Origin of the sequence: Streptomyces sp. NPDC049585 (genome assembly GCF_040675615.1) — a bacterium.
GTDB classification, from domain to species: domain Bacteria; phylum Actinomycetota; class Actinomycetes; order Streptomycetales; family Streptomycetaceae; genus Streptomyces; species Streptomyces luteosporeus.
Window position 1 is genome coordinate 20,549 of sequence record NZ_JBFAPE010000054.1, and the last position, 7,794, is coordinate 28,342.

The window sequence follows — 7,794 nt, forward strand, 5'->3', positions numbered from 1 at the left end:
CGTGGGTGGTGCACGGGCGTGCGGCGGGGCGGACAGCCGCGCGGTGCGGCGAGGCCGGCACCGGCGTGTGGATCCCCCCGTGAACGCTTGGCCGTCAGGCCGATCCTGCCCCTTCCGGCCGGGCCGGGAACGGCAGTACCGCCACTGTTACGTTGTCGTGGCCCCCGCCGTCCAGGGCGTGCGCCAGCAGACGGCGTGCGCACTCCAGCGGCCTGCTGCGGGCGTCGGCCGGCACGACCTCGGCCATCTCCTCGGCCGACTCGGCGTAGTTCCACAGCCCGTCGGTGCACACGATCACCACGCCCGGCCGGTCCGGGTGGTACGAGGCGGTGTGCGGCACCACCTCGTACGCGTCGGCGCCCAGCCAGCCGGTGATGGCGTGGGCGCGCTCGTCGGCGTACGCCTCGGCCTCGCTCATCAGCCCGGCGGCGACCATCTGGGCGGCCCAGGAGTCGTCCTCGGTCAGCCGCGCCGGCTGGGTGGAGCGGTCGTCGGGCACCCAGTAGACGCGGCTGTCGCCGACCCAGCCGACGGTCAGCAGGTCACCGGTGACCACGGCGCTGACCACGGTGCAGGCCGGGGCGTTGCCCTGGCGGTACGGGTCGTGCTCGCGCGCCTCGCCCGCAGGGGTGGCGGCCAGGTCGGTGACCGCCTCCGCGGCGTGCACGATCGCGGTGTGCGTGGCCTCCCGGGGTGCCGTGCCCCGTTCCAGCTCCGCCACCAGGACGTCGTGCGCGGCCCGTACGGCGGCGGCCGACGCCTCGTCGGGGCGCGCCGCGGAGGACACGCCGTCACTGACGACGGCGACGACGGCCGGCCGGCCGCCGGCCGCTTGCGGGGTGGACACGGCGTAGGCGTCCTCGTTGCGGTGGTGGCGCAGGCCGCGGTCGCTGACTGCCGCGACGCCTGCCGACTCGTGCTCCATGTGATCCCGTTCGCGCGGTTGTGCATGCCCGCAGTGTTCGCAGTACCCGTCGTTGTCGATCATGCCCGAACGGCAGGCCGCGCACGGCCTGCCGGGGCTCGCGCCGTGCTCGGCCTGCGCCGGTACGGCGCCGCCCCCCGGGGCCTCGCGGCATTCGGCCGCCTCCCGCGCCGCGGGCGTGTCGGGTCGCCACCGGCCGGTGCCGTGCCCGCCGGCGGGCACGGGCGGTACCGCAGCCAGGGCGGCACCGCAGCCTCCGCAGAAGTTGTCGGAGGGCTCCAGCGGTTCGTGGCAGACGGGACACACCGTCAGCTGTGGGGGCAGTTGCGACATCGATCACACCCATGTCCTGGGGCGGTAACGGTTGGCCCGCTCCACCAGTTCGATCCGTTCCTCGCCGCGCTGGGCCAGGCGGGCGAGCACGCGGTACGAGCGCTCCAGCCCGAACCGCAGACCCCGCTCGTCGAGCGGGCTGCCCAGCAGCGCGCCGCCGGCCTGCCCGGCCTGCGCGGGCGCCTCGCCCTGCCGGCCCGAGAGCACCCAGTCCAGGGCGGTGCCCAGCACCTCCGCCGACAGCCGCTCGCGCCGCACGGCGTCCAGCCCGAAGCCGGCGAGCCGCTCCACCTGGGCGGCCGCCGCCCGCAGGTCCTCCAGCAGCGCCTCGTGGGCCGCGCGCCGCCGCAGCCGGGCCCGCACCGCGGCCACCCGGGCCGCGGTGTAGTGGATGGAGGCCTCCGGCACCGACTCCAGCGCGGCCACCGCGCCGGGGCGGTCGCCGTCGGCGAGCCGCACCCGGGCCAGCGCGAAGGCGGCGCCCACGAAGCCGGGGTCGGTCGCCCACACCAGCCGGTAGTACTCGGCGGCGTTGTCCAACTGCCCGAGCACCTCCGCGCACAGACCGAGCGCCAGCTTCGGCGCCGGTTCCCCGGGGAACGCGTCGTAGACGGCGTCGAAGGACAGGGCGGCGGTGGCGTGGTCGCCGGTGACCAGCGCGAGCACACCGCGGTGCCACACGGTGCGCCAGTCCTCGGGCCGCGCCGCCTCCAGCGCCGCGACGGCCTGGCCCGCGGGCCCGTCCTCGCCGAGCTCCAGCAGCGCCCGCACCCGGCACAGCCGCAGCTCGTGCGAGTCGGTGGGGGCGGCCTTCAGCGCGGCGTACAGCTCGGCGGGGCGGGAGGCCAGCAGCCCCGCGAGGAAGCCCGCGTTGGGGTCGGCGGCGTCGACCAGCGGCATCGGCAGGGCGAGCGCGGCGGCCCGTACGTCGAGCTCCGCGAGAGCCGTGCCGGGGGCGGGGGCCGCCGGGGCGAGAGCGACGGCTGCGGTGGCCGGCCGGCGGAAGAAGCCGGTGCGCGGGCGGACGCCCAGGGCCGAGACGTCCCCGGCGACGTCCGGGAAGAGGCAGGTGTCCACCACCCGCGGCTCCGGCCCGAACAGCGTGGAGACCGCCGGGCGCGGCGTGCCCGTCTGCAGGGCCACGATCTCGCGCAGCACCCCCGTCAGCTGCTCGGCCATCTCCGCCGCCGAGGCGAAACGCCGGGCCGGGTCCGGGTCGGTGGCCCGCACCAGCAGCCGGTAGAAGGACTCGTAGCGCTGGAAGACCTCGATGTTGTCCGGCGCGGGCAGGCTGGTGGCGAAGACGTTGGTGTAGCCCTGGAAGTCGAAGGTCAGCACCGCGAGCGTGCGGGCCACCGTGTACAGGTCGGAGGCCACGGTCGGGCCCACCTCGGCGACCTCGGGGGCCTGGTAGCCGATCGTGCCGTAGATGGGGCCCTCGTGGTCGTCCATCCGCCGCACCGCGCCCATGTCGATGAGCTTGAGCTGGTCCTGCTGCTGGATGGCGTTGTCGACCTTGAAGTCGCAGTAGAGCAGGTTCCGGCTGTGCAGGTGGCCGAGTGCCTCCAGGGCCTCGATGCCGTACGCGCACGCCTGCTCGACCGGCAGCGGGTCGCGGCGGCCGTCGGGGCGGCGGCGCTCGTTGGCGAGCTCCTTCAGCGACTTGCCGCCGACGTACTCCATGACGATGTAGCCGTCGAGGCTGCCCGTGCGCTGGTCGAGGTGCTCGACGAAGTTGTAGATGCGCACGATGTTGGAGTGCTCGATCTCGGCGAGGAAGCGCCGCTCGGAGACGGCGGCGGCCAGCGCGTCCTCGTCGCCCGTGTCCAGCAGGCCCTTGAGCACCACCCAGCGGTCGGCGACGGCACGGTCGACGGCCAGGTAGATCCAGCCCAGACCGCCGTGCGCCAGGCAGCCCGCCACCTCGTACTGGCCGTGCACCACGTCGCCCGGACGGAGCTTGGGCACGAAGGAGTAGGGGTGGCCGCACTTGGTGCAGAAGCCCTCCGTGCGCCCGCTGCGCCCCTCCCGCGAACGCCCCACCGGCGCCCCGCAGTCGCTGCGGCTGCAGAACCGCTTGCGCTCGGGCACCTCCGGATCGCTCAGCACGGCCGCCCGCGGGTCGGGCCGGGGCACGCCGGGCATGGTCACCAGGCCGGCGCCCAGCCGGTTGCGGCCGGAGGAGGACGCGGCCGAGCGCCGGCTGCGCACCGAGACCGAATGGGCCGCGGTCGGCGTGCTCTGCGAGCCCTCCTGCAGCGAGCGCGACAGACGGCCGGAGACCGACCGGCGCGAGGAGGAGGAACGCGCGGAGGACGACCCGGAGGACGAACCGGAGGACGACCCGGAGGAGGAGGCGACGGAGGAGGACGAGGACGAGGACCCCTCGCGCGCCCGGGTCACCCCCGTCGGCGGCGAGGACAGGGCCCCGCCCGGCGCCACGACCGGTGCGAGCCCGCAGGTGTCGCAGTACAGCTCGCCGGCGCCCACGTCCTCGTACGTGCCCGGGCAGCCGGGCCGCTGGCAGCCGGTACCGGTCATCGCTCCCCCTTGTGGTCCGTCGTCCCCGTGACCGCCGGCCGGGCGGGCGGGGCCACGGCCTCCGCGACGGCCTGCTGGTAGCGCAGCACGGCCGCCTCGGCGGTGACCAGGTCGCACGGCGCGCTCCACAGCACGCGCCGCGCCGCGTCGTACCGCTCCAGGACGAACGCGTCCTCCGCCAGGCCCAGGCGGGCGGCCTTGGCCTTGTACGCGTCCAGGCGCCCGCGCAGTTCGGCCCGCACCGCCAGCGGCGCGGTGACCGCGGTGAGCTGTTCGCGGGCGCGCAGCAGCTCCTCCTCGGCCTGCAGCTCCAGGCCCTCCAGCACCGGCGAGAGCAGGTGCCAGGCGGCGTTGCGGCGGTGTTCGGACGCCGCGGACAGCTGCTCGTACAGCACGGTCGGCGGGCCGGAGACGACGGGCACCTCGTACGCGGCGATCTTCGACAGCACCTCGGTGCGGGCGCTGCGGGCCTCGCCGAGTGTGCGGTCGACGCGCGAGATGACGTCCCGGACGCGCATCAGCCGGCGCTCGGCGTCGTCGCGCACGTCCAGGACGGCCTCGACCTCGCGCCGTACGTCCTCCAGGGCGCGGGCGGAGCGGTCGTAGCGGGAGGTGTCCAGGCGGCCGCCGCCGGGACCGGTGCCCGGCGGGGCGCCGGTCCAGAAGGCCAGCGGGTCCTCCAGCACCCGTGCGCGCAGGGCGGTGAGCTCGGCGGCGATGCCGTCGAGCTCGTCGCCCGCCGGGTGGGCGCCGGGCCGCACGCCCACCGACTCGGCGAGCGCGCGCACCCGCCGCAGCTCGGCGGCGAGCAGGTCGATGCGGGTCGGCAGCGCGGACCACACGGCGTCGGCGGCGACGACCACCTCCAGCGCCTCGCCGTACCAGGCGTTCATCCGCTCGGCCAGCTCCCGCAGGCTCAGCCGCTCGCTGAGCCGGGGCGGCGGGATCAGCCCCGCGGCGGTGGCCGCCGGGGGCACGCCGGGCAGGGTGATGGCGGTGCCGCGCAGCAGGTCGGCGATCCGGGCGAGTTCGCCCTGGGTGGGCCAGCGGCGCCGGGCCCGCAGCTCACGGGCGGCCTCCAGGGCGTCGGTGAAGGCGTCGAAGTACACCCACAGCTGGGTGATCAGCTGCTCGGTGGCCGCCCAGCGCGCCTCGGTGGTGCCGCTCAGCCGCGCTCCTTCCAGCAGCCTGCGGCCCGCGTGATCCTGCAGGGCGAGCAGCGAGGTCTCGACCGCCTCGTGCTCCTCGCCGAGGCGCGCCAGTTCGCGGTCCGCCTCCTCGCGGCTGAGAGCCGGCCCGGTGGGCCCCGCGAGCGCCATCGATCTCCTCTCCTCCGGTGTCTGCCGGGGTCAGTCCTTGTACGTCGGTTCCGGTGGTGCGGTGATGCCCTTCAGATCGGCCGCCAGCCACTTGCGGTAGGCCAGCATCCACGGGCTCGCCTCCCCGCCGCGGCGGTAGTCCTCCAGTACTGCGTTGACCCGGCGTACCAGGTCTTCGTCCTTGAGGTTCATCGCCACGCCGTAGGACTCGGTGGTGAACGGTTTGCCGACCAGTCGCACGGACGGGTCCTGGGCCGCCTGCCCGGCGGCCAGCGCGTTGTCGGTGACCACCGCGTCGACCTGCCCCAGCTGCAACCGCACCAGGCAGTCGAGCTGGTTGGGCACCGTCGTCACGCTCGCGCCGTGCGACTGGTGGTGCAGCTCGCCCTCGCCCGTCGATCCCTTGGCCGTACAGACCTTCCTCCCCTTCAGCGAGTCGTCGAACCCGGTGACCGGCGAGCCCTTGGGGGCCAGCACCTGCTGCCCGGCCTCGAAGTAGGCCGTGGAGAAGGCCACTTGCCGGATCCGGTCGCAGTTGACGGTCATCGTGCGCGCGATGATGTCCACCTTGCCCTTTTGCAGGGCAGGTATGCGCTGGTTCGTGGGGATCGCCAGAAAGGTGACCTTGTCCGGGTCGCCCAGCAGGGCCTTGGCGACGGCGCGGACCAGATCGATGTCGAAGCCCTCCAGCTCCCGGGTGGCCGGATCGCGGTAGCCCCAGCGGTAGCTGTTCTGGTCGACACCGGCCACGAGACGACCGCGCTCCTTGATGCGCCGCACGGCCGGCCCGTCGGCGGTCGAGGGCCGCAGGCTCGCCTCCGGCGAACTGCAGACGGCCGGGGCCTCGACGCCCGGAGCGGCAACGGCGACGGGTGTACGGGCCGTGGGCCCCGGCCCGGCCGGCTGCGGCAGCGCCGTGGCGGCCGCAGCCGCCGCCGCGCACACCGCCGTCGTCAGCAGGGCCCAGCCCCTGGCGGCGGATCGCCCACCCATCCCTCGCCCTCCCCTCCCCGCGCTCACCGGTACTCCGCGAGCCTGCGGCCGATGCCGAGCACGACACCCGCCGCCCCCAGCACCGCCAGCACGGCCATGCCGGCCGCAAGCCCCGTCAGCGCGCCGCGGCCGTCGTCCGCCGCCCGCCGGAAGTCGTCCTCCTCGTGCGCCAGGGCCTGGCGCAGCCCCGTGTCGACCCGGTCGAAGGCCGCGCCCGTGCTGTCCTTGTCGCCGATGACCAGGGGCAGCGCCCGCTCGTAGTAGCCGCCGTCGTCCGCGGCACGCGCCTCGCCGTGGCGCTGCTGCCACCGCCCGACGTCCCGGATCGCCCCGGCCACCGGCTCGCGGCCCGCGGCACCGTCCGCCAGCGACTGCGCCCTGCCCAGCAGGCTGCCCCCGCGCGGCTCGCCACCGGTGGTGAGGTCGCCGCCGACCAGGGCGCGCATCCCCGCGCGGTAACTGGCCTCGTAGGCGTCGTCCCCGGCCGCGGTGAGCACCGCGCCGCGCGCCACCAGCGTCAGGCTCTCGTCCCCGCGGGCCTGCAGGGCGGCGATGCGGGCCTCGCTGAGCACCTGCATCGAACGCGCCCCGTGCTCGTAGGAGGCGGTCAGTTCCGTGCGGGCCACGGCGTGCCCGGCGACCAGCCACAGCAGGCCCACCCCGGCGGCGGCCGTGGCCGCCAGCAGACCGTGGTTGAAGACCCGGTGGGTCCGCAGGTACTCGCGCCGCTGCGCCCAGCCGAGCGCCCCCAGCGCGACGATTCCCGCGGCCAGGGCGGCCCACGGCCAGGCCGTGGCACCCGCGTAGTCGGACTCCAGCCGCCCGGTCTCCGACTCGTACAGCTCCCGGGCGGCGGGCAGCAGCTCCTCGCGCATCCGGTCGCTGGCGTACCGCAGGTAGGCGCCGCCCAGCGGCAGCCCCTGCCGGCCCGCCGCGCGGGCCGACTCCACCAGACCCGTGTAGACCGGAAGTTGCGCGTTGAGCCGGGTGATGCGGCTGCGGGCCGGATCGGCCGGATCCGTATTGGCCGCGGCCTTCACCAGCAGCTCGGAGGCGACGGCGATGTCCTTGTCGTACCGCTGCCTGACCGCGGCCGGCTCCTGACCGCCGGCGAGGAAACCACCCGCGGCGGTGGTGTCGGCGTCGGCCAGGGAACGGTAGATGTCGGCGGCATCCGCACTCAGCGGCTGGCTGTGCCGCACGACGGCGTCCGCGGCGGACTGCCGGGCGGCCACCTGCCAGGCGGCCAGCGCACCGAAGGCGACCAGGAGGACGGCGAGAGCCGCACCGGCCAGCCGAAGTCTGCCCGGCTCGGTGGTGGCCGCCACGGCCGTTCTGAGCCGGTCCAGGGCCGGATGCGCTGGTGACACGTGACCTCCCCCTGGGTCGCGAGTGCCCGGCCAGCAGTATGGCCGCAGGGACCGGGGTGCACCATCCTCCACGCGCCGGGCGCGTGTTCGGTTCCCGGCCGGGCCGGGGCGCCCCGTAGGGGCGCGGCGCGGTGTCGGGCTGCGGTTGCCGCCGCGTTGGTGCGACACGGCAGCTCATCTGCGGGTGCGTGGTGGCTTGTCGCGCAGTTCCCCGCGCCCCTACGGGTCCGCTGGTGTCCATCCGGTCGAGGATGAAGTTGGTGGTGCCGTTGACGATGCCGAGGACGCGGTTGACCTTGTCACCGGCCATGGA

The 7,794-nt window shown here is 75.5% G+C and carries 5 protein-coding genes and 1 pseudogene; all 6 read right to left on the minus strand.

Annotation, left to right across the window (positions count from 1 at the left end; all coding sequences use genetic code 11):
* Window positions 1-94 precede the first annotated feature (94 nt).
* Entirely contained in the window at window positions 95-1,258 is a 1,164-nt protein-coding gene (locus AB0K17_RS29770; RefSeq protein WP_365967667.1) for a protein phosphatase 2C domain-containing protein, read from the minus strand.
* Window positions 1,259-1,261: 3 nt separating this feature from the next.
* Window positions 1,262-3,799, minus strand: coding sequence for a tetratricopeptide repeat protein (locus tag AB0K17_RS29775; RefSeq protein ID WP_365984893.1), 2,538 nt, complete (start codon window positions 3,797-3,799; stop codon window positions 1,262-1,264).
* Window positions 3,796-5,118 (minus strand): hypothetical protein, encoded by a 1,323-nt coding sequence (locus AB0K17_RS29780; RefSeq protein ID WP_365967669.1) that lies wholly within the window; start codon window positions 5,116-5,118, stop codon window positions 3,796-3,798. Before AB0K17_RS29780 ends, AB0K17_RS29775 begins: the two co-directional genes overlap by 4 nt.
* A gap of 30 nt (window positions 5,119-5,148) precedes the next feature.
* Window positions 5,149-6,111 carry a glutamate ABC transporter substrate-binding protein gene (locus AB0K17_RS29785; RefSeq protein WP_365984897.1) on the minus strand — a complete coding sequence of 321 codons (963 nt, stop codon included), beginning with the start codon at window positions 6,109-6,111 and terminating at the stop codon, window positions 5,149-5,151.
* Between the two features lie 23 nt (window positions 6,112-6,134).
* The gene (locus AB0K17_RS29790; RefSeq protein WP_365984894.1) at window positions 6,135-7,481 is read right to left on the minus strand and encodes a hypothetical protein; all 1,347 of its coding nucleotides are present in this window, start codon (window positions 7,479-7,481) and stop codon (window positions 6,135-6,137) included.
* Between the two features lie 238 nt (window positions 7,482-7,719).
* Window positions 7,720-7,791, minus strand: a pseudogene (locus AB0K17_RS29795) (hypothetical protein); the annotation flags it as partial.
* Window positions 7,792-7,794 lie beyond the last annotated feature (3 nt).

Bases quoted from the DNA above. Each gene is read 5' to 3' on its own strand.
- AB0K17_RS29770 (WP_365967667.1), bottom strand. From the start codon at position 1,258: ATGTCGCAACTGCCCCCACAGCTGACGGTGTGTCCCGTCTGCCACGAA.
- AB0K17_RS29775 (WP_365984893.1), bottom strand. From the start codon at position 3,799: ATGACCGGTACCGGCTGCCAGCGGCCCGGCTGCCCGGGCACGTACGAG.
- AB0K17_RS29780 (WP_365967669.1), bottom strand. From the start codon at position 5,118: ATGGCGCTCGCGGGGCCCACCGGGCCGGCTCTCAGCCGCGAGGAGGCG.
- AB0K17_RS29785 (WP_365984897.1), bottom strand. From the start codon at position 6,111: ATGGGTGGGCGATCCGCCGCCAGGGGCTGGGCCCTGCTGACGACGGCG.